The 20,780-nt window shown below is 70.7% G+C and carries 17 protein-coding genes; 6 read left to right on the top strand and 11 right to left on the bottom strand.

The features are described from left to right. Nucleotides 1-326 precede the first annotated feature (326 nt). A complete protein-coding gene (locus tag IH26_RS0114000; RefSeq protein ID WP_030436603.1) occupies nt 327-1,067 on the top strand; it encodes a M23 family metallopeptidase in 741 nt (246 codons plus the stop codon). A gap of 232 nt (nt 1,068-1,299) precedes the next feature. Here the strand turns inward: IH26_RS0114000 and pcrA are convergent, their stop codons facing one another. After that, nucleotides 1,300-3,702 carry a DNA helicase PcrA gene (gene pcrA / locus IH26_RS0113995; RefSeq protein WP_051808090.1) on the bottom strand — a complete coding sequence of 801 codons (2,403 nt, stop codon included), beginning with the start codon at nt 3,700-3,702 and terminating at the stop codon, nt 1,300-1,302. A gap of 90 nt (nt 3,703-3,792) precedes the next feature. Then, entirely contained in the window at nt 3,793-5,172 is a 1,380-nt protein-coding gene (locus IH26_RS0113990) for an autotransporter outer membrane beta-barrel domain-containing protein (RefSeq protein ID WP_030436601.1), read from the bottom strand. A 103-nt stretch (nt 5,173-5,275) separates the two neighbouring features. Between IH26_RS0113990 and IH26_RS0113985 the strand changes: the two genes are divergently transcribed. Then, nucleotides 5,276-6,442, top strand: a complete 1,167-nt coding sequence (locus tag IH26_RS0113985) for a hypothetical protein (RefSeq protein ID WP_157437178.1) — start codon at nt 5,276-5,278, stop codon at nt 6,440-6,442. Nucleotides 6,443-6,670: 228 nt separating this feature from the next. Further along, on the top strand, nt 6,671-6,961 hold the full coding sequence (locus tag IH26_RS0113980) for a chorismate mutase (protein ID WP_030436599.1): 291 nt from the start codon (nt 6,671-6,673) through the stop codon (nt 6,959-6,961). 767 nt (nt 6,962-7,728) lie between these two features. Here the strand turns inward: IH26_RS0113980 and IH26_RS0113975 are convergent. The 7 genes from IH26_RS0113975 to IH26_RS0113945 all read right to left on the bottom strand — a co-directional run bounded on the left by IH26_RS0113975 (nt 7,729) and on the right by IH26_RS0113945 (nt 15,431). Beyond that, entirely contained in the window at nt 7,729-8,742 is a 1,014-nt protein-coding gene (locus IH26_RS0113975; protein ID WP_051808087.1) for an ABC transporter ATP-binding protein, read from the bottom strand. Then, on the bottom strand, nt 8,735-9,763 hold the full coding sequence (locus tag IH26_RS0113970) for an ABC transporter ATP-binding protein (RefSeq protein ID WP_030436597.1): 1,029 nt from the start codon (nt 9,761-9,763) through the stop codon (nt 8,735-8,737). Before IH26_RS0113970 ends, IH26_RS0113975 begins: the two co-directional genes overlap by 8 nt. Before the next feature lie 5 nt (nt 9,764-9,768). Continuing rightward, nucleotides 9,769-10,689, bottom strand: coding sequence for an ABC transporter permease (locus IH26_RS0113965; protein WP_030436596.1), 921 nt, complete (start codon nt 10,687-10,689; stop codon nt 9,769-9,771). Then, nucleotides 10,682-11,608: an ABC transporter permease gene (locus tag IH26_RS0113960; RefSeq protein WP_030436595.1), complete on the bottom strand. Its 927-nt coding sequence runs from the start codon at nt 11,606-11,608 to the stop codon at nt 10,682-10,684. The genes IH26_RS0113965 and IH26_RS0113960 overlap by 8 nt, the downstream gene beginning before the upstream one ends. A 92-nt stretch (nt 11,609-11,700) precedes the next feature. Beyond that, a complete protein-coding gene (locus IH26_RS0113955) occupies nt 11,701-13,335 on the bottom strand; it encodes a peptide ABC transporter substrate-binding protein (protein ID WP_245665170.1) in 1,635 nt (544 codons plus the stop codon). A gap of 183 nt (nt 13,336-13,518) precedes the next feature. After that, on the bottom strand, nt 13,519-14,175 hold the full coding sequence (locus tag IH26_RS0113950; RefSeq protein WP_030436593.1) for a response regulator: 657 nt from the start codon (nt 14,173-14,175) through the stop codon (nt 13,519-13,521). Then, a complete protein-coding gene (locus IH26_RS0113945; protein WP_030436592.1) occupies nt 14,172-15,431 on the bottom strand; it encodes an ATP-binding protein in 1,260 nt (419 codons plus the stop codon). Before IH26_RS0113945 ends, IH26_RS0113950 begins: the two co-directional genes overlap by 4 nt. A gap of 153 nt (nt 15,432-15,584) precedes the next feature. Here IH26_RS0113945 and IH26_RS0113940 point away from each other — a divergent pair, with 153 nt between their 5' ends. From IH26_RS0113940 to IH26_RS0113930, 3 genes are read left to right on the top strand one after another with little or no spacing between them, the layout of a single operon-like run. Beyond that, nucleotides 15,585-16,973 carry a PspC domain-containing protein gene (locus IH26_RS0113940; RefSeq protein WP_030436591.1) on the top strand — a complete coding sequence of 463 codons (1,389 nt, stop codon included), beginning with the start codon at nt 15,585-15,587 and terminating at the stop codon, nt 16,971-16,973. After that, entirely contained in the window at nt 16,970-17,323 is a 354-nt protein-coding gene (locus tag IH26_RS0113935; protein ID WP_030436590.1) for a phage holin family protein, read from the top strand. The genes IH26_RS0113940 and IH26_RS0113935 overlap by 4 nt, the downstream gene beginning before the upstream one ends. A gap of 38 nt (nt 17,324-17,361) precedes the next feature. Next, nucleotides 17,362-18,606 (top strand): phosphatidylserine decarboxylase, encoded by a 1,245-nt coding sequence (locus IH26_RS0113930; RefSeq protein WP_030436589.1) that lies wholly within the window; start codon nt 17,362-17,364, stop codon nt 18,604-18,606. Between the two features lie 53 nt (nt 18,607-18,659). On the opposite strand, the gene IH26_RS0113925 is transcribed toward IH26_RS0113930, so the two are convergent. Both IH26_RS0113925 and IH26_RS0113920 read right to left on the bottom strand, forming a co-directional pair. Then, the gene (locus IH26_RS0113925; RefSeq protein ID WP_211268640.1) at nt 18,660-19,511 is read right to left on the bottom strand and encodes a CDP-alcohol phosphatidyltransferase family protein; all 852 of its coding nucleotides are present in this window, start codon (nt 19,509-19,511) and stop codon (nt 18,660-18,662) included. A 321-nt stretch (nt 19,512-19,832) separates the two neighbouring features. After that, nucleotides 19,833-20,735 carry an NUDIX hydrolase gene (locus IH26_RS0113920; RefSeq protein WP_030436587.1) on the bottom strand — a complete coding sequence of 301 codons (903 nt, stop codon included), beginning with the start codon at nt 20,733-20,735 and terminating at the stop codon, nt 19,833-19,835. Nucleotides 20,736-20,780 lie beyond the last annotated feature (45 nt).

The following is a 20,780-nucleotide window of genomic DNA, read 5'->3' as shown; positions in this document are numbered from 1 at the left end:
ACCCGGTGCCGGGGTAGTCGACTCCGGGCAACCGAGATCACCTTGGGTGACCGGAAATGCATTCAGAGTGATCTGACGGTGCGTTTCTCACACCATTACCGAGCGTGTACCGAGAAACCCTCAATTCGGACATTAGCCGTCCAATACGGACCAGGAACTGTCAGCGATTTGGCGCTGCGACTTGTGACCCGGCAGCCATTTCGTTACCGTGGCTCCCGGCTGTCAACCGGTTAACGCCGATCCGACAGCACGGACCATCGACGGTCACCAGCAATTATCTGGGGAACGGCAGGGTCCGACGTAATGCCATCGACGGAGGGTTGTTCGTGCGCCAGCGCTTGTCGTCTGAGCCCGACCGGTACCGCGGCCGACGCCGCGTACCCACCCCTCCCCGCAGCCGCTACGCGGTCGTCACCACCGCCGCCTTCCTCGGCGCCGGAGTGGTCGCCATCGGCGCCGCCGCCAACCTGCCGGATCAGAAGGCGGTCAACCCCGAGGTTCTGCAGGGCCTGGAGAACGCGCACGTCGCCCAGGACGCCCTGGCCGCCCGCGACAACAACAACGCGGCCTCCCGTGGCGAGGACCGGGGAGCGCTCAGCAAGACCAAGGTCAACGCCGACGAGGCCGCGAACGACGTCTGGTTGCTGCCGCTGGACGACTACACCTTCACTTCGGCGTACGGGGTCCGCTGGGGCAAGCTGCACGCCGGCGTCGACCTGGCCACGTCCGAGGGCACGCCGTACAAGGCGGTGCACGCCGGTACGGTGACCCAGGCGGGCTACTACGGCGGCTACGGCTACACGATCACGGTCAAGAACGCGGACGGCACCGAGGTCATCTACGCCCACTCCCGGCGCCTGCTGGTGCACGTGGGCGACCAGGTCAAGGCCGGCCAGATCATCGGCGAGGTCGGCAACACCGGCGCCTCGTACGGGACGCACCTGCACCTCGAGGTGCACGTCAACGGCCAGCCCACCGACCCCATCCCGTTCCTGCGCGACCGCGGCGTCGACATCAAGCTTCAGGTCGAGTCGGTGTACGCCGGCATGGCCGCCGCCGCCTCCTGATCGTTCCGGCCAGCCAGTTCCCCGGGCCGCCCTCAACCAACAAACACGGCCGTCAGCAGGCGTTCCGCACGGCCCGCACCGGGCCCTCATCACGGCGTCGCGGCGCTTTCGCCCTGCCGCTCCCCCAACCCGTCGGAAGCTCGCCCGGCCAGAGGCGCAGCACGGGCACCGATGCCGGCCGTGAACTGCCGAAGGCCGCCGCGAGGTCACCCACGCCCCGCGTACCCCCAGGCTAGATCTTCTCGATCGGGGCGTGCCGCATGACGAGCCACATCACCTGGTCGCCGAAGTCGATCTGCGCGCGGGCGCCCGGGCCCTGCCCCTCGACCGCGAGGACCCGGCCCAACCCGTACCGCTGATGGTTGACCCGGTCGCCCACCGCGACCTTCGGCGCCTGCGGCAGCTCGCTGGCCGTGGCGAGCTTGCTCGCGTCGATGCCCAACCGGCTGGCCAGCTGCTGCGCCTTCGGTGTGCCGCCGGCGAAGCCGCCGCCCCGGGAGCGATCCCCGCCGCCGCGGCCGCCCACCCCGCCGCCGGTGCCCGACCAGGACGTGTACGACCCGGCCGTGCGCTCCCAGCGGATCAGCTCGGGCGGCAACTCGTCGGTGAACCGGGACGGCGGGTTGTACTGCGGCTGCCCCCACGCGCCGCGGGTCACCGCCCGGGACAGGTAGAGCCGCTGCCGGGCGCGGGTGATCCCGACATACGCCAGCCGGCGCTCCTCTTCCAGCTCGGTGTTGTCGCCCAGCGCCCGCATGTGCGGGAAGACGCCGTCCTCCAGCCCGGTCAGGAACACCACCGGGAACTCCAGGCCCTTCGCCGTGTGCAGGGTCATCAGCGTGACCACGCCCTGGTTTTCCGGGTCGTCGTCGGGCAGCTGATCGGCGTCGGCAACGAGCGCCACCTGCTCGAGGAACCCGGCCAGGGTGGCGGCTGTGCCTCCACCCAAGCCTGGACTATCAGTCGGCGGAGCCTCCTCACCCTCCTCGGCCTGGGCCTCGACCCGCTCGGTGTACTCCCGGGCGACGCTCACCAGCTCCTGCAGGTTTTCCACCCGGCCCTGGTCCTGCGGGTCGATGCTCTCCTCCAGCTCGCTGAGCAGGCCGGAGCGCTGCAGCACCGCCTCCAGCACCTCCTCCGGCGGGGATGTGCGGGACAGCCCGCGCAGGTCGTCGAGCAGCTGGACGAAGTCGTTGATGCTGTTCACCGCGCGGGTGGCGATGCCGGGCGCGTCCTTGGCGTGCCGCAGGGCCTGCCCGAACGAGATGCGGTCGCGCGAGGACAGCGCCTCGATGCACGCCTCGGCCCGCTCGCCGATGCCGCGTTTAGGGGTGTTGAGCACCCGGCGGATGCTGACCGTGTCGTCGTCGTTGACCACCGCGCGCAGGTAGGCGAGCGCGTCGCGCACCTCCTTGCGCTCGTAGAAGCGAACCCCACCGACCACTTTGTACGGCAGGCCGACGCGGATGAACACTTCCTCGAAGACGCGGGACTGCGCGTTGGTCCGGTAGAAGACCGCCACGTCGCCGGGGCGGACCTCGGCCCGGTCGTGCAGCCGGTCGATCTCGCGGGCCACCCAGTCGGCCTCGGCGTGCTCGGTGTCGGCCACGTAGCCGACGATCTGCTCGCCGGCGCCCTGGTCGCTCCAGAGCCGCTTGGGTTTGCGCGACGGGTTGCGCTCGATCACCGCGTTGGCCGCGGAGAGGATCGTCTGGGTCGAGCGGTAATTCTGCTCGAGCAGGATCGTGCGCGCGTCGGAGTAGTCGCGCTCGAACTCCAGGATGTTCCGGATCGTCGCGCCGCGGAACGCGTAGATGGACTGGTCGGCGTCGCCCACCACGCAGAGCTCGGCCGGCGGCACCTCGCCGCCCTTCTCCCCCACCAGCTCCTTGACCAGCGTGTACTGGGCGTGGTTGGTGTCCTGGTATTCGTCGACCAGGACGTGCCGGAAGCGGCGGCGGTAGGCCTCGGCGACGTGCGGATGCGACTGGAACAGGTGCACCGTGGCCATGATGATGTCGTCGAAATCCAGCGCGTGCGCCTCGCGCAGGCGGCGCTGATACATCTCGTACGCCTCGGCCAGCGCCCGTTCGTTCGGACCCTTCGCCTTGTTCTTGTACTCCTCCGGCTCGACCAACTCGTTCTTCAGGTTCGACACCTGGGCGGCCAGGCCCCGCGCCGTGTACCGCTTGGGATCCAGGTCGAGCTCGCGGATCACCAGCTGCATGAGCCGGCGGGAGTCGTCGGCGTCGTAGATGGAGAACGTGCTCTTCAGCCCCGCGTGGTCGTGCTCGGCCCGCAGGATGCGCACGCACGCGGAGTGGAAGGTGGACACCCACATCAGCCGGGCCCGGGGCCCGACCAGGTCGGCCACCCGTTCCTTCATCTCACCGGCGGCCTTGTTGGTGAACGTGATCGCGATGATCTGGCCAGGGTGCACGTCGCGGGCGGCCAGCAGATACGCGATCCGGTGGGTGAGCACCCGGGTCTTGCCCGACCCGGCGCCGGCCACGATCAGCAGCGGCGACCCGGCGTGGGTGACCGCGTCACGCTGCGGCCCATTGAGACCCGTGAGCAGCGAATCCGGGTCGAGTCGCCGCTTTTTCCGCTCCTCCGGCTCGCGCACCGCGGGCATGGTGAAGAGGGCATTGTTCTGGGGTTCAGAGGAAGCTCGCATCGCGCTGGCAAGTCTAGGCCCACCCACCGACAAGAATTCCGCCGCGCGTCACGCCGGCTTGAGGGTGCCGCCGCCCGAGAGGGTGTAGGTCTTGCCGTTCAGGTAGCTGTTGGCGCCGGCGCTCGAGTCGTACGTGATGGTGTGGCCGTTGCCCTTGATGTTGCGGACGGCGCTGCCGCTGACCGTGGCGCCGGTCAGGGCGGACAGGTGCGAGTCGGCGGTCACCGTCCAGCCGCAGGAGGAGTCCATCGTCAGCGCGGCCGACTTGGCGGTGGCCGCGTTGTCGACGGCGCCGGTCAGCGTGGAGCCGCTGGTCAGCGTGAGCGTCACCGAGCTGACCTTGTCGGCCACCACGTCGCCGGCGAGCGCCTGGCCCTTCGCGGTCAGCACCACCTGGCCGCCGTTGGATCCGCTGGTGCCCCACTGCGCGGCGGCCGCCTTGATCAGGACGCCGCCGGCCGCGGCGACCTTCACCCCGGACAGCTTGATCACGCCGGTCGAGTTGGTGACGAAGAAGAGCGGGCTGTCGCTCGCCGTGCTGGCCAGCGAGCCGCCGGTCTGGGTGTAGAGGCCCTTGGTGCCGGAGGCGTCCCCGGAGAACGACTGGTTGATCATCACGCCCCACTTGCCGGCCTTGCTCGTGGTCAGCGTGGCGTCGGTGAGCGTCACCGAGTTGGCGCCCTCGACGACCACGATCTCCGAGCCCGTCGAGGCGAACGTGCCGCCCGTGGCGGTGATGGCGCCGGTGGAGTAGATCGCCGGGGAGTTGTTGCCGCTGCAGGTGTACGACCCGCCGGTCACCGTGATGGTGCCGCCGCCCCGGTCGGTGGCGATCGGCGCCGAACTGCCGCCGGTGGTGTCCACGGTCAGGTTCGTGGCGGTCAGGGTGCCGCCGCCGCTGGCCATGATGCCGTGCGCGTACTGCCCGGTGGCCCTGATGCTGGTGCCGTTGAGGGTGATCACCCCCTTGCCGTACGCGAAAACGCCGTTGGCCCCGGCCCCGGAGGTGGTGACCGAACCGCCCTTGACGGCGATGGTGCCGCCGTTGTGCGCGAGCACCCCGGCGTTCAGGCCGTAGAAGCTGCTCTCGTCGCTGCTGGAGGTGGCGCCGCTGGTGACCACCTTGGCGTTGTCCAAGGTCAGCGAGCCGCCGGTCACCAGCACCCCGGACTGGTTCTTCCCGCTCGCGGTGATGGTGCCGGACTTGGTGGCGCTGCCGCTGGTGAGCTGGTACGCGCCGGTCGGGGTGGTCTGGGTGCCCGAGTTGCCGCCGCCGGCGCCGCCCGGCGGCTGCCCGGGCCCACCGCCCGCGGCGGCCGCGTTGGTGGCCGTGGTGCCGGAGGTGCTGGAGGTGGCGGCTTTGGCGCATGCGCTGAGCGAGAAGGCGGTCAGCGCTGCGGCGGTGAGGACCTGCCTGCGGGATGTCATGGCTACACCTTCGGGCCGCTTCTCATCCCGCCGCTGAGCATCGCCTGTGCGGTCCCTCTGTGTTTCAATCGGCCCACGACGGCGGTCCGGCCGAGGAGGCGCGGTGCGGGGCTACACGAGGGCTCGGCACGTCGGTGGGCTCGTGCTGGCCACCGTCCTGGCGATCACGATCGGGGAGCTGTTCACCTCGACCGGTGATCCCACCCGGGTGATTCCGGCCGGGGCCGTCACGCCGGGCCCGAAGGCGGCCGACACCCTTCAGCAGTTGCTGACGAAGCAGGCCGCGGCGCTGAACCGGGGCGATCTGAGCGGGTGGCTGGGCCCGGTGACGCCGCCGCTGCGGCCGCGTTATCAGAACCTCTTCCGTACGCTGCGCGCCCTGCACGCCACCGTGGACTATCGCGCCGGCCGGGACGGCAAGGCCGAGCTGACCTACTGCTTCATCGCCGCGAAATGCCCGGAAAATTCCCCAAAAGTCGGGCAATCCCTCAAGACGAGCGGCGGCAAGATCACTGCGCTCACCTTCACACCCGGCCCCGAGCCGACCCCCTGGCAGCAGGGCGACCTGATCTTCGCCCAGGGCAAGCGGGTGACCGTAGGAGCGCCGAAGGCCCTCAAGGCGAGACTCGCCGAGGTGGTGCGAATCGCCGACGAGGCCGCGCAGGTCGACGACCGCTACGCCGCGTACGCCGGCAACCGCCAGGCCCGGTACCGCCTCTACCTGGCCACCGACCAGACCTGGCACACCTGGTACGGCGGCAAGGCCACCGAGTGGGCCGTCGGCTACATGCAGCCGCTCGGCCCGGCCGGCGCCGACGTGGTGGTCAACCCGAGCCGGCTGCCCACCCGGACCGCCCTGCGCGAGGTGATCCAGCACGAGCTCGCGCACGTCGCCACGATCAGCGGCGTGACCACCCGGCACGAGGACATGTGGCTGATCGAGGGGGTCGCCGAGTACATCGGAATGCAACCGCGGCGCGCTGCCGACACGTACAGCAAGATCGCCCTGCGCCGGCCCACCCGGCTGAACCCACCACCGCTGCGCGACGGCGCGAGCGCCAAGGAGGTCGCGGCCTTCTACGCGGCCGGCCATTTCGCGGTCGACTGCCTGGTCACGCAGTTCGGCGAGCCGCGCGCGATGGAGTTCGTCCGGCAGCGGCTCCGGCTGGGCGAATCACTCGACGACGCGGCCCGCAGCGCCTTCGGCCGCCCATTCACCACCGTCAGCAAGACTTGCGTCGACACCATCGGCCATCTGACCACGGGCTGATCGATCGCGTCCCACGGATCGGGCGGTTTCCTTGCGGTGGGGTTCGGGACAGGGGCATACTCGGCTGCGTGATCCAGCAGGCGCGATTTTTTACTACGGCACCGGGAGTCCGGCGACCGTAGGCCGCGTCTGAACGACAGACCTACATCAAGCCCCGGGCTTCCCCGCCCGGGGCTTGATGCTGCCCGGGCCGGGTCGACCGGGGCGCGAGCACCCGAGGAGCACGACATGACCGCCGACTTGGTGGACCAGACGACCGGCGCGGGCGAGCCCCTGGCCGCCGACGAGATCCGCGCCATGCGTGAGCGCATCGACGAGATCGACCAGGCCATCATCGACCTCTGGCTGGAACGGGCCCGCCTCTCCCAGGCGGTCGGCAAGACCCGCATGGCCAGCGGCGGCACCCGCCTGGTGCTGTCCCGCGAGCGCGAGATCGTCGACCGCTTCCGCGCCGCCCTGGGCCCGGACGGCACCCAGATCGCCCTGATGATCCTCCGCGCCGGCCGCGGCCCCCTCTGACCCCGCCCGGCGCACACGCCGACGCCGTCCCACCCGCGCGCCGCACCACGCGCGGGCGCCCGCCATGCCCGCCGCCCCTCGCTACGCACTCGCAAGCGTGAAGGTTTGGCGTTGGCCTCAACGCGAACTCCCCTAGATCGGCTTGGCCACCCGCAAGCGTGAAGAGTTGGTGCCCACCACGAGCACGAACTCTCCTCGATCGGCGGAGCTCACGCGCGAACAGGCGCCACGAAGCGGATGCGCGACAGAGCGGACGCGCCGCCGAGCGCGCGCCACGACCCGAGCACGCGCTACGACCCGAGCACGCGCCAAGACGCGGGCGCACCACGGCGGGCGCGCACCAAGCCGGGGCGCGCCAAGCGGCGCGTGGGCCGATGCGGTGCGTCATAGAGCGGGCGCGCGGCACGGACAGCGCGCGCACCACGGACAGCGGGCGCACCACGAGCAGCGGGAACGGGCGCGTCACAAGCAGCCGGGGCGTACCACGGGAGCGGGCGCAGCACGGGGGGCGCAGCACGGGGGGGGCGGGCGCAGCACGGGGGGCGGGCGCAGCACGGGGGGCGGGCACCGCACGAGAGCGGGCACCGCACGAGAGCGGGCACCGCACGAGAGCGGGCACAGCACGAGAGCGGGGCGGGGCTGGGCGCACGGCGGTGCGGCGGCGAGCGGAAGGGCCGCCGGGCCGCAGCGTTGGCGTACGGCCCGGTGTTGCACCCAGCCGGAGCCCCGAAAGCGGCACTCATCGCCACACGTACGATATGGGATTTTTAATAGCGGATGACGTCGCGGATCTCGGCGTAGTGGCACGCGCTCGGGTGCGGTGAGCGCTGCCGGATCTGCAGCAGCGGCTCGTGGTCGGCGCAGTACGGCTGGGCCTTCCAGCAGCGGGTGCGGAAGCGGCAGCCGGACGGCGGGTCGGCCGGGGAAGGCACGTCGCCCTCCAGCTCGATGAGGTCGCGGCGGCCGCGCAGGCGAGGGTCGGGCACCGGGACGGCGGAGAGCAGGGCCTGGGTGTACGGGTGGGTCGGCTGCTCGTAGATCGCCAGGTGGTAGCCGCTCTCCACGATCTTGCCCAGGTACATCACCGCGACCCGGTCGGAGATGTGCCGGACCACCGACAGGTCGTGGGCGATGAAGATGTAGGACAGGCCGAGCTCGTGTTGCAGGCTCTCGAGCAGGTTGATCACCTGGCCCTGGATCGAGACGTCCAGGGCGGAGACCGGCTCGTCGCAGACGATGATCTCGGGGCGGAGGGCGAGCGCGCGGGCGATGCCGATGCGCTGGCGCTGGCCGCCGGAGAACTGGTGCGGGTAGCGGTTGACGTGGTCGGGGTTGAGGCCGACCAGGTCGAGCAGCTCCTGCACGGCCCGGGCGCGGCCGGCCCGCGGGACGGCGTCCGGGTGGACCGCGAAGGGCTCGCCGATGATGTCGCCCACGGTCATCCGGGGATTCAGCGACGTGTACGGGTCCTGCAGCACCATCTGGATGTTGCGGCGCGCCCGGCGCAGGCTCTGGCCGGACAGGCGGGCCATGTTCTCGCCGCGGACGATCACCTCGCCGCTGGTCGGCTTCTCGAGGCTGACCAGCAGCTTGGCCAGGGTGGACTTGCCGCAGCCGGACTCGCCGACGATGCCCAGCGTCTCGCCGCGGCGCAGCTGGAGATCCACGCCGTCGACCGCGCGGACCGCGCCGACCTTGCTCTTGAAGACGACGCCCTGCGTGATCGGGAAGTGCTTGACCAGGTTGCGGGTCTCGAGCACCAGATCGGACGCGTCAGACACCGAGGACCTCCCGGATGAAGTGGCAGCGGGACTCGCGGTGCGGCGCGATCCGGTAGGCGGGCGGCTGTTCCTGCCGGCAGATCTCCCGGGCGTAGCCGCAGCGCGGGTGGAACGCGCACCCGCTCGGGATGTCGGTGAGCGCCGGCGGCAGGCCGCGGATGACGTTGAGCGGCCGGCCCTTGAGGTCCAGTCGCGGGATCGAGGCGAGCAGTGCCTGGGTGTACGGGTGGGCCGGGCGCCCGTAGATGTCGTAGACCGGCGCCTCCTCGACCACCTTGCCGGCGTACATCACCGAGACCCGGTCGGCGACGTCGGCGACCACGCCCATATCGTGCGTGATCAGGATCAGGCCCATGGTGCGCTGGCGCTGGAGCTCGGCGAGCAGGCGCATGATCTGTGCCTGGACGGTGACGTCGAGGGCGGTGGTGGGCTCGTCGGCGATCAGCACCTCGGGGTCGAGGGCCAGCGCCATGGCGATCATGACGCGCTGGCGCATGCCGCCGGAGAACTGGTGCGGGTAGTCGTTGATCCGCTGTCCGGCGGCCGGGATGCGGACCTGGTCGAGCGACTCGACGGCGCGCCGCTTGGCGTCCTTGCGGGAGAGGCCGCGGTGCTTGCGGAACAGTTCGCCGAGCTGGAAGCCCACCGTGTAGACGGGGTTCAGCGCGGAGAGCGCGTCCTGGAAGATCATCGCGATCCGGTTGGCCCGCACCTTGCGGCGCTCCTGTTCGGAGAGGCCCAACAGGTCGACGCCGCGGTAGCGGACCGTTCCGTTGGTGATGTGCGCGGGCGGCGTGTCCAGGATGCCCATCACCGCCTGGGCGGTCACCGACTTGCCGCAGCCCGACTCGCCGAGGATCGCCAGCGTCTCGCCCGCCGACAGGTGGAAGCTCGCGCCGTTGACCGCCTTGGCAACTCCGTCGCGCGTACGGAATTCGACGTGCAGGTCCTCGACGTGCAGCAGCGGCGCCCTCGGGTCGAGGCCCGGCAGCGCGTCGATCTGCGCCCTGATGTCTGTCACTCCGGTCACCGCAGCTTCGGGTCGAAGGCGTCGCGGACGGCGTCGCCCAGCATGATGAAGGCCAGCACAGTCGCGGCCAGGAACACCGACGGCCAGATCAGCGGCCCGGGCGCGACGCGGACGTACCCGGTGGCCTCGGAGATCGAGATGCCCCAGCTCACCGCGTCGCCCTTGAGCCCGACGCCGAGGAACGACAGCGTGGCCTCGCTCGCGATGTTGATGCCGAGCAGGATGGTCAGCACCACGGTGAACGGGGCCATCGCGTTCGGCAGGACGTGCCGGAAGATCAGCCGGGCCGGCCCGGCACCGACCATCCGGGCCGCGGCCACGTAGTCCTGGTTCTTCGCCTCGATCACCGAGGAGCGCATCACCCGGGCGCCCGTCGTCCAGCCGAGGATGCCCAGGGTGAGCGTCACGGCCAGCACCCCGTTGCTGTTGCCCGGCTCGGCCGCCAGCCGCTTGCCCAGCACGATGGCGCCGAGCAGGAACGGCACGCCGAGCATCACGTCGACGAAGCGGGACAGCAGCGCGTCGAGCCAGCCGCCGAAGTAGCCGGCCGCCAGGCCCACGGTCAGGCCGATGACGCCGGCGAGAAGGACGCTGCAGACGCCGACGAGAATCGAGTAGCGGGCGCCGTACACCGTCTTGGCGTAGACGTCGCAGCCCTGGTAGTCGTAGCCGAAGATCGCGCCACCGCTCGCGCCCCGGTGCCGGCGGCTGAGCACGCAGTCGTGCGGATCGGCCGAGGTGAACAGCGACGGCCAGATCGCCATCAGCAGCACCACCACGATGATCACCAGCGCGGCCCAAAATATCTTGCTGCGCCGCAGGTCGTGCCAGGCGTCGGCGGCGAGGCTGCGGGACTTGCGGCCGGCCGGCGACGGCGGGGCCGGCGTCTCCGCGGCCAGGGCGTTCATGTCACTCATAGCGAATCCGAGGATCGAGTACGGCGTAGAGCAGGTCGACGAGCAGGTTCACGACCAGGAACACGATCACCAGGAAGCTGACGAAGCCGACCACCAGCGGGCCGTCCTCGGTGCGGATGCCGCGAAACAGGTTGAACCCGACTCCGGGGATGTTGAAGACCTTCTCGGTGACGATCGCGCCGGACATCAGGCCGCCGATATCGACCCCGATCAGGGTGACCACCGGGATGAGCGAGTTGCGCAGCACGTGCACGCCGATCACCCGGCTCCGGGTGAGCGCCTTGGCCCGCGCCGTCCGCACGTAGTCGGCCCGCATGTTCTCGGCGACCGAGGCGCGGGTCACCCGCAGCTCGGTGGCGACGACCAGGCTGGCCAGCACGGCCGCCGGCAGCAGCAACTGGTACAGCGTGGCGTCCCGGCCGGCGGTCGGCGGGAACCAGCCGAGCTTGATGCCGAAGATCAGCTGGGCCAGCGGCGCGAGCACGACGATCGGCATCGCCAGCACGATCAGCGTGACGAACAGCGTGGCGTTGTCGAAGATGCTGCCGCGCCGGATGCCGGAGACGACGCCGGCGACGATCGCGATGGTGGCCGCGAAGATGATCGCCATCAGCGAGAGCCGGAGGGTGACCGGCCAGGCGTCGGCGAGCATGTCGGAGATCCTGCGACCGGTCAGCGACGTGCCGAGGTCGCCGGTGAGCAGCCCCTTCACGTAGTACCAGTACTGCTGGAGGAAGCTGTCGTTCAGGTGGTAGCGCTCGGTCAGCGCGGCCCGCTGGCTGTCGGTGATCGGGCGTTCGCCGACCAGCGCCTGGATCGGGTCGGACTGCGCGGCGAACATCAGCGCGTACACGAGGAAGGTGGCGCCGAAGAAGGTGAGGACCATCTGCAGCAGACGCCGCACGATGAAGCGGAACATGTGGTGAGGCCTTTGTGCAGGGACGAGAAATGCGGTGGCGCCACGGTGTCAGATCAACCGCGGCGCCACCACCCGCTAGGGGTCGGAAGTGACTACTCGGCCAGCTCGATCTTGTAAATGTCGACCTTCTGGAACAGGTCCATGTTGACGTTGGTGACCTTCTCCGAGTGGCCGAACACGTTCTGGCCGAAGCGGAGCGGGATGACCGGCATGTCCTGCGCGAGGATCGTCTCCGCCTGGCCCCACAGCTTCTCGGCCTGGGCCGTGGTCGGCGCGTCGTCGCCCTGGCGGACCAGGTCGTCGAAGGCCGGGTTGCTGTAGCCGTAGTAGTTCGAGGAGCCGTCGGTCGTGTACAGCGGGCCGAGGTAGTCCTCCATCAGCGGGTAGTCCATGACCCAGCCGAGGCGGATCAGGCCGACCGACTCCTTCTTCTCGACCTTCTTGAGCAGGTCGGCGAACTTCGGCTCGCCCACGCCGGTGCAGTTGATGCCCAGCGACCCCTTGATCTGGTTGCACATGGCGTCGACCCAGGCCTTGTGGCCGCCGTCGACGTTGTAGCTGATCTTGATGTCCTTGGGGCCGCCGGCCGCGGTGTACAACTGCTTGGCCTTGATCGGGTTGTACTCGCAGTTCTCGCCGCAGGTGTTCGGCTTGTAGCCCTCGACCACCGGGGAGACGAACGACTTCGCGGGGGTCTCCGAGCCCAGGAAGATCTGGTCGGTCATGTCCTCGCGGTTGATCGCCATGGACAGCGCCCGGCGCACGTCCCGGTTCGCGAACTCCTTCTCGTAGATCGGGAAGCCGACGAACGAGAAGCTCGAGCTCGGGCTCTTCTGCAGGCGGTCACCGAGGTCGCCGGAGGCCGAGGCCAGGCTCTCGATCGGGATCTTCGTCTGCACGTCGACGTTGCCCGCCACCAGGTCGGCGTACTCGGCGCCCTGATCCTGGTAGATCTTCCAGGTGATGCCGTCGACCTTGGGAACCGTGCCCTTGAAGTCGGCGACCTTCTCCACCTGGATCTGCGAGTCGTGCTGCCACTTGCCCTTCATCTTGAAGGGGCCGTTGCCGATCGGGGCCTCGCCGAAGTCCTTGGTGAGCACGCCCTCGCTGGCGAACGCGGCCTTGGGCAGGGGGTAGAAGCAGTCGTACCCCATCAACGACTCCCAGCCCGCGAAGCCGGAGGTGAGCGTCACCTGGAAGGTGGTGTCGTTGATCTTCTTGAGCCCGGTGAGCTTCGTGGCCTTGGGCGGCTCGGCCTTCTTGGGGCCGGTGCCGTCCGGGTCGACCGCCTGCATGGCGGCGTACCCCTCGATCTTGCTGAAGTAGAACGAGGCGAGCTGACCGTTCGGGCCGTACGCGCCGTAGTTCCAGGCGTTGATGTAGTTGTCCGAGGTCACCGGCTCGCCGTTGCTGAACGTGAAGCCGGGGCGCAGCTTGATCGTCCAGACCTTGTTCGCCTTGTCGTGCGTGATCGACTCGGCGGCCACCAGGTACGGCGTGCTCTTCTCGTCGAAGTTGACAAGCGGGTAGAACAACGACGACAGCACCTGGGAGCCGTTCGATTCCGTGGTGTTGGTCGGAACCAGGCTTTCCGGCTCCGCGATACCGATGCTGATGGTGTTCGGCACCGTCTGGTCGTCGTTCGAGGAGCCGCTGGAGCAGCCGGCCGCCAACAAGGCGATGGCGGCCGCTCCGGCCGCCATCTTCCATGGGCCATTCCCACGCATGTGGAGGATGCCTCCTTCAGGGGCGCTCACGGGGGTCTGCGAGTCGCCAGCAACTGTGACACAGCGAAACGGGAGCCCAAGCTCCCGTTACCAAGCCGATACTAGTCACAGCCCTTCCAGTTAGTTTTCAACCCCCCCCTGAGCTGGGAATATGCCCTTCCGTTAGGTGATCACGACGCAGCGTCAGACAAGTCTGCGGTCAGCTGCCCATCGTGACAATTCGTAACGGTTACTCATTTGGAGCTTTCGGAGCACGTTGGAGACGTGCGTCTCGACCGTCTTGATCGAGATGTACAGCTCCTTGGCGATCTCCTTGTACGCGTAGCCCCGGGCGAGCAGCCGCAGCACCTCACGCTCGCGGTTGGTGAGCTGGTCGAGCTCGGGGTCGGCGACCGGCACGTCCGGCCGGGAGGCGAACGCGTCCAGCACGAAGCCGGCCAGCCGCGGGCTGAACACCGCGTCGCCGTCGGCCACCCGCTTGATCGCGGCGGCCAGTTCGTCCGGCGAGATGGTCTTGGTGACGTAGCCCCGGGCGCCGGCCCGGATCAGGCCGATCACGTCCTCGGCCGCATCCGACACGGATAGCGCCAAAAAACGCACCTGCGGATGGCTGCGGCGCATCGCGTCCAAAACGGCCCGGCCGCCGCCCTCCGGCATGTGCACGTCGAGCAGCACCACATCCGGCTCGCTGGCGGAGATCTTGCTGATCGCCTCCGGCACGGTGCCGGCCTCGCCGATCACGTCGACGTGCACGCCCAGTTCGGCGCGCACCCCGGCGCGGAACATGGCGTGGTCGTCGACCAGGAAGACCCGGAGACGGCCGCCCTCGGTCTCGGTCATCTTGCGGACTCCTTCCCAGCGGTCATGCTCTCTCGGGTGGTCGGCAGCATGAGGCGGACCTCGGTGCCCTCACCGGGCGTGCTCCGAATTTCGGCCTTGCCGCCGTGCCGTTTCATCCGCCCGATGATCGACCCTCGGACGCCGTGGCGCGATTCCTCCACGCCGTTGATGTCGAATCCGGCACCCCGGTCGCGGACGAAGACGCTCAGCTCGTCGGCCTCGACCTCGGCGTACAGCGAGACGGTCTGGACGCCGGCGTGCCGGGCGGCGTTGACCAGGGCCTCGCGGGCCGCCGCGACCAGCGCCGCGACCCGCTCGTCGCACTCGGTGTCGCCGACCACCACGGTCTCGACACTGATCGCGTACGTGTCCTCGACCTCGGCCGCGGCCTGCTCGAGCGCGGCGGCGAACCGCTCGGTCGGCGAGGCGGTCGGCTTGTACAGCCAGTTGCGCAGGCTGCGCTCCTGGCCGCGGGCCAGCCGCTGCACCTCCTTGATGTCCGCCGAGTTGCGCTGGATCAGGGCCAGCGTGTGCAGCACCTGGTCGTGAATCATGGCGGCCACCTCGGCGCGCTCCTGCTCCCGGATGCGGCCCTCGCGCTCGGCGCGCAGCTGGTTGAACATCCGGTAGATCAGGGGCGCGGCGACCACGCCGACGCCGAGCAGGCCGACCAGCGCGAAGATCACGCCGTTGATCACCGCGGAGAGCGAGCCGGCCGGCGCGTACACCGCGACGACGCCGATGATGCCGGTGGCGACCAGCACGCCGCCGCCGACGAAGCGGAACAGGAAGAAGCGCCGGTCGCTTTCCGCGACCACGGCGGCCAGCCAGGGCGTCTGCGGCAGGTTGCCGGCCGACTGGCCGCGGCGGGACGGGTCGGACTGGTGCCAGATGATGCCGGCGCCGACCGCGACCACCGCGATCAACCAGCCGACCGTGCCGGCCACGTTGTTCTTGAAGACCAGGGCCTGCAGCAGCACGACGCCCAGGCCGATCGCGGCGAACGGCAGCAGCTTGGCGAAGTCGCGTCGCGGCGGCTCGGCGCCGGTGGGAACCTGTTGCGGTAGGACGGCCCAGAACGCGGCGTACAGCAGCAGGCCGAGACCGTTGAACCCGAGAAGGACCACCAGCGCGATGCGGACCGCCAGCAGCGGAACACCCAGATGCTCGGCCAGACCGGCCGCGACACCGGCGATGATCCGGTGGTCGCGCGGCCGGACGAGCCGGCGGGTGGGTGGGGTGACGGCGGTGGTGATGACTCCTCCTCGGTCCGGTACACCGATCGTCACACGTCGCGCGCCGCCGGGCCACGGGGAATGTCCCCCGGTATCCGGCCGCCCGGATCTCAGGGTGGCCTCAGGGTCGGCGCCGGAAGCGACTCAGGCGCCCGGTCGGACAGGATCGATGCCATGACCGACGAAGCCGACACCACTGCTTCCGTTCCGCCCGGCGCCTCTTCGTCGGGCACGACCGCACCGCCCGAGCCGCCGCCCTGGTCACCGGGCCCGTCCTTCTCCCGGCAGAATCTCGTCCGCCCGCGGCAGGGCCGCTACGTCGCCGGCGTCTGCGCCGCGCTGGCCCGGGCCACCAACACCGACCCGGTGCTGTGGCGGGTGCTGGTCGCCGTGCTCGGCATCCTGAGCGGCGTCGGCGTCCTGCTCTACCTGATCGGCTGGCTGATCATCCCGTCCGAGGGCGACAGCGCGTCGCCGATCGAGGGCCTGCTCGGCCGCGGCCGTTCCGGGATGGCGCCGTTCACCGTGGTCCTGCTGGGCGCGGTCTCGGTGCTCCTGTTCGGCTTGATCGTGCACAACGGCATGCCGGCCAGCCTGGTGGCCGCCGCGGTGATCGTCGGCGTGATCCTGCTGATCAAGCGCAACGGCGGGAGCTCCGCGCCGTCCGACCCCGGGCCGGCCGCCACATTTCCGCCACCGGCCGACCAGGTTCCGCCTCCCGGCTCCGCGGCGCCGACGGCGCAGTTCGCGGCGCCGCCTCCCGGCGCCCCGGCGACCGAGGAGCCGGTGACCACGCCGATCCCCCCGATGCCACCCATGCTCCCGATGCCGCCGATGCCGCCCACACCCGGCGGGTACCGGCCGCCGTTCGCCCCGCACGGCCCCTGGGCCAGCAGCAACGTGCCGCCGGCCTACCAGCCGCCGCAGCCGCCGCCCCGGGCGCCCCGGCCGCCGAAGCCGCCGCGTGAGCGCTCGAAGCTCGGCCGCCTCACGTTCTTCGCGGTGATCGTGGTGATCGGCCTGATGGCGGTGCTCGGCATGGCCGGCGCGCACATCACGGTCTCCGCCTACTTCGCGGCCGCCCTGGTCACCGTCGCGCTCGGCCTGGTCGTCGGGGCCTGGTTCGGCCGGGCCCGCGGGCTGATCGCGCTGGCCATCCTGCTCTCGATCGGCCTGGGCGTCTCGACCGGCGTCGAGCGCTGGGGCGGCCAGGTCGGCAACAGCATCTACCGGCCGCAGAGCGTCGCCGAGATCGCCGACCGGTACGACTTCACGGCCGGCAACGTCACGCTCGACCTGAGCGCCATCGACTTCACCGGCCAGTCCGAGACGATCACGCTGACCATGAAGCTGGGCCAGCTGCGGGTCCTGCTCCCGCCCACCGTCGACACGACCGCCACGCTGTCGCTGGACACCGGCCGGGCGATGATCCTGGGCCATCAGTACGACGGGCGCAGCGTGAACGACGAGACCGTCACCGACCTCGGCTCCGACGGCAACGGCGGCGGCACGCTCAAGCTCGACCTGCAGATGGACACCGGAAGCGTGGAGGTCAACCGATGAAGCCGCACCGTACCGACGGCGTCTCGCTGAGCTTCGGGCTGATCTTCCTGCTGGTCGCCCTGTGGTGGGCGGTCTCCCGGGTGGTCGACCTGCACCTGCCGGCCCTGGGCTGGCTGGTGGCCGCCGCCCTGATCGTGTTCGGCGTGATCGGGCTGCTCGGAGCGATCCGCTCCGCCCGCCCGCCGGCCCCGCAGCCGGCACCGGTGGCCCAGCCGGCCGCCGAGCCGGAGATCCCCGGCGACCTGCCGCCCGAGATGCACGCGTCGATCGTCCGGGAGTTGCTCGAGGAGCCCGGCGAGCGGTTCCGCAAGGAGCACCCCGACACTCAGGCGGAGAAGCACCAGGACTGACGCCAGAGATCATGAGGCCGGGCAATATGCTCGGCCTCATGACCCCGTACCCGTCCGTGTCCAAGGCACCCATCGTCGGCATCGGCGCCACGGCCGCCCGCGCCCTCACCGCCGAGTTCTCCCGGCACAACGCGGCCACGACGGCGCTGGTCATCGGCGCCGACCACGCGTCGCTGGTGGTGGCCTCGGCGGTCGAGGCGCTGCTGCCCGGCGACGTGCTGACCCTGGTCGCCGGCGAGCGCAGCACCGCGGAGCTGCTCCGCGATCACATCGCCGGCCTGGGCAGCTGGATCGCCGATCGGGTGAAGGTGGTGGACGCGCTCGCCGAGGCGCAGCCGGCCGACGTGGTGATCCTCGGGGAGCCGGTCAGCGGCACCGCGCAGGAGGTGCGGGCCCTGCTCGACGAGGTCGGCAAGTATCTGAACGACGGCGCGGTGGTCACGCTGGCGACGCCGGCCGTGCCGGGGCGCACCGGCGGGGCGGCGGCCGAGCTCTTCCGGCAGGGCGCGCTGTTCGGGGTCGGCTCCGACCTGGTGGTCCGCAACTCGCCGCCGCTGCGGGTGCACCGGCTGCGGTTCACGGCGGCCGACCCCAAGGTGGCGGCCACCCTGGCTCCGGCGTACAGGCCGTCCAGCGTGCCGGTGACCCGCGGGATGCACATCGACTCGAACGGCGTGGTGGCCGGCGGCCTCGCGCTCGGCCTGGCCCTGCTGGCCCGCGCCGCCCGGCCGAAATCGAAGTTGTGGCTGCTCCCGGCGCTGGCCGCGGCCCCGGTGGCGGCGTTCTTCCGGGACCCGGAGCGGGAGGCGCCGACCGGCCCGGCCGCGGTGGTGGCGGCGGCGGACGGCAAGGTGCTCTCGGTCGAGCGGATGACCGACCCGCGCTTCGGCCAGGGCGAGTTCCTGCGGATAGCGGTCTTCCTGTCGGTGCTCGACGTGCACGTGAACCGGGTGCCGGTGGCCGGCCGGGTCACCGACTACTTCGTCGAGGACGGCGGGTATGCGAACGCGATGACCGCCGCGGCCGAGCACAACGTGGCGGCCTACACGGTGCTGGACACCGAGCGCGGGACGGTGGTGGTCGCGCAGCGCACCGGGCTGATCGCGCGACGGATCGTGCAGCGGGCGCCGGTCGGTGCGCTGGTGGCCCGGGGCGAGCGGATGGGCCTGATCCGGTTCGGCTCGCGGACCGACGTCTACCTGCCGGCGGACCGGGCCGAGCCGCTGGTCACGGTCGGCGAGAAGGTGGTCGGCGGCGCCTCGGTGATCGCCCGCTGGATCTAGCGCAGACGAAAGGGGCCGCTCCCACGTGGGAGCGGCCCCTTTGCGTTGTCAGATCAGACGCGCTTGGCGCGGGCCCACATCACCGGGCCGCTGACCAGGTACGCCATCACCACGGCCGCGAAGGTGAGCCGCGGGTCGACCAGGGCGCCGACCGCGGGGAGCAGCCAGAGCCACGGCGGCAGCTTCACCAGGCGGGCGAGCTTCGCATACGGGAAGCTGGAGACCATCGCGAAGGCCAGCACCGCGACGCCGCCGAGCAGCACCGGGCCGGGCAGCGGCAGGTCGATCAGCACCGTCACGGCCAGCACCGCGGCCGCCATCGTGGTGGGGACGCCGCAGAAGAACTTGCCGTCCTTCGGCGAGACGTTGAAGCGGGCCAGCCGGATCGCCGCGCAACCGGCCACCAGCACGCAGGCCACGGCCGCCGCGGCGGTGGGCACGGTGTGCGCCAGCGACGCGTAGACCACGACCGGGGCGGCCAGGCCGAACGAGCACATGTCGGCCAGCGAGTCCATCTGGGCGCCGAACGGGCTCGCCACGCCCAGCTTGCGGGCCAGCGCGCCATCCAGCCCGTCGAAGGCCACGCAGGCCACCAGGCAGCCGGCCGCCTGCTTCACGTCGCCCTGCATGGCCAGGAAGATGGCCAGCAGGCCCAGCGTCAGGCTGGCCAGGGTGCAGCCGTTGACCAGGGCGAAGCGCAGCTTGCGGGCCGCGCTCTGCTCGCCGGGCAGCAGCGGTACGGTGGTCGCGACCGGCTCGCCGGGCTCGACCGGGACGGGCATGTCGGCAAGCGCCGGGTAGGACACGACCGGGAAGGGCTCGACGAGCTCCGGCCCGGTGTAGATCACCTCGGCCCGGGTGGCGGTGGCGGCGCGCCCGGAGTCTCCTCCGGAACGGCGGCCCACCCGCACCAGCAGGGCCTGCCGGGCGAGGGTGCCGCCGCGGCGTAAACGGCCTGCCCAACGGCGACCGGCGGGACGGGGACTATCCGTCGTACGACGCCGGCGCCAAGGGGTACTCGGCACGTGTTTCCTCCATGGGATCGGTATGCCCACCAGCACTTTTGCGGTGGGTAGTGGCCCCCTGACCCGCCGCATCCGATGGTCGGATTTTGCGGGGGTTACACCATCGCACAGCCGGACGACCCTGGCGAGAGATCGGCCGGCAGCCCTTGGTACGAGCGCTCGCCGGGGAGCGGATCATTCCACCCACCCCCTGTATGGATTTTAACTCCTGGGTTCCTGGTCGATTCGGTCTACGGCTTCGCGGGCCAATTCGGTCAGGTCGATCTTGTCGATCGCCGCCCGGGGGAACCAGGCCGCCTCGGCGGTCGACCCACCCGCGTCCTCGGTCACGGAGGGTTCCCCGGGCTCGTCCACCCGAACCCGGAACAGGACCCGGATGACGTGCCAATCCATCGGCCGGCCCTCCGGTCCCACGGCCGCCGGGTCGTAGCGATGCGAGATGCCCAGCAGGCCGGTCACCCGGCCGTGTTGCGACGTCTCCTCGTACAGCTCGCGGGCCAGCGCCTGCTCGGGGGTCTCGCCGTGGTCGGTGCCGCCGCCGGGCAGGTGCCAGCGGCCGGCGCCGGGGTACCCCTCGGAGATCTTGGCGAGCAGAATTCGCCCGTCCGGGTCGGTCGCGGCGGCGTACGCCCCGAAGCGCTGCACCCGCTGCGGCCGGAAGATTTCCTGGTTTTTATCGGAAATTTCTGGCAAATCGGGGGAAAGCCCGAGCTGGGCGGCGGTGAACGGCATCAGCGGCCAATCGGCCAGCTCGGCCGGGCCGGCCCAGTCGACCAGGTCGGTCGTGCCATCCGTCTCGGCGCGCAGGTTGCCGCCGACCGCCGAGACGTCGTAGATGATCCGGTCGGTGTGCTCGAGGTCGCCGCCGGGCAGCATGGCGAGGTCGGCGGTCACCGCGCGCAGGCCCTCGCGGCGCACCATGAAGCCGGTCTCCTCGGCGAACTCGCGCACCACCGCGTCGTCCGGGTGCTCGCCGTGCTCCACGCCGCCGCCGGGCAGCGTCCATAGGCCGGGGAACTCGCTGGCGGGTGAATTCCGCGCGAGCAGGACCCGTCCGCCCTGGTCACGACAGATTCCGTACGCGCCGACTCGCCTGATCTTCACTCGACCAGGTCCTGTGTTGGATGGGGGGCCGGAGCGAGGCGGGGT

Source organism: Actinoplanes subtropicus, assembly GCF_000721705.1.
Lineage (GTDB): Bacteria > Actinomycetota > Actinomycetes > Mycobacteriales > Micromonosporaceae > Actinoplanes > Actinoplanes subtropicus.
Note: the sequence above shows the minus strand (reverse complement) of the source record. Positions and strands in the feature narration are given on the sequence as shown.

Coding starts and splice junctions, on each gene's coding strand:
- IH26_RS0113960 (WP_030436595.1), bottom strand. CDS start 11,608: ATGTTCCGCTTCATCGTGCGGCGTCTGCTGCAGATGGTCCTCACCTTC.
- IH26_RS0113990 (WP_030436601.1), bottom strand. CDS start 5,172: ATGACATCCCGCAGGCAGGTCCTCACCGCCGCAGCGCTGACCGCCTTC.
- IH26_RS0113950 (WP_030436593.1), bottom strand. CDS start 14,175: ATGACCGAGACCGAGGGCGGCCGTCTCCGGGTCTTCCTGGTCGACGAC.
- pcrA (WP_051808090.1), bottom strand. CDS start 3,702: ATGCCCGCGGTGCGCGAGCCGGAGGAGCGGAAAAAGCGGCGACTCGAC.
- IH26_RS0113965 (WP_030436596.1), bottom strand. CDS start 10,689: ATGAGTGACATGAACGCCCTGGCCGCGGAGACGCCGGCCCCGCCGTCG.
- IH26_RS0113980 (WP_030436599.1), top strand. CDS start 6,671: ATGACCGCCGACTTGGTGGACCAGACGACCGGCGCGGGCGAGCCCCTG.
- IH26_RS0113935 (WP_030436590.1), top strand. CDS start 16,970: ATGAAGCCGCACCGTACCGACGGCGTCTCGCTGAGCTTCGGGCTGATC.
- IH26_RS0113930 (WP_030436589.1), top strand. CDS start 17,362: ATGACCCCGTACCCGTCCGTGTCCAAGGCACCCATCGTCGGCATCGGC.
- IH26_RS0113955 (WP_245665170.1), bottom strand. CDS start 13,335: ATGCGTGGGAATGGCCCATGGAAGATGGCGGCCGGAGCGGCCGCCATC.
- IH26_RS0113940 (WP_030436591.1), top strand. CDS start 15,585: ATGACCGACGAAGCCGACACCACTGCTTCCGTTCCGCCCGGCGCCTCT.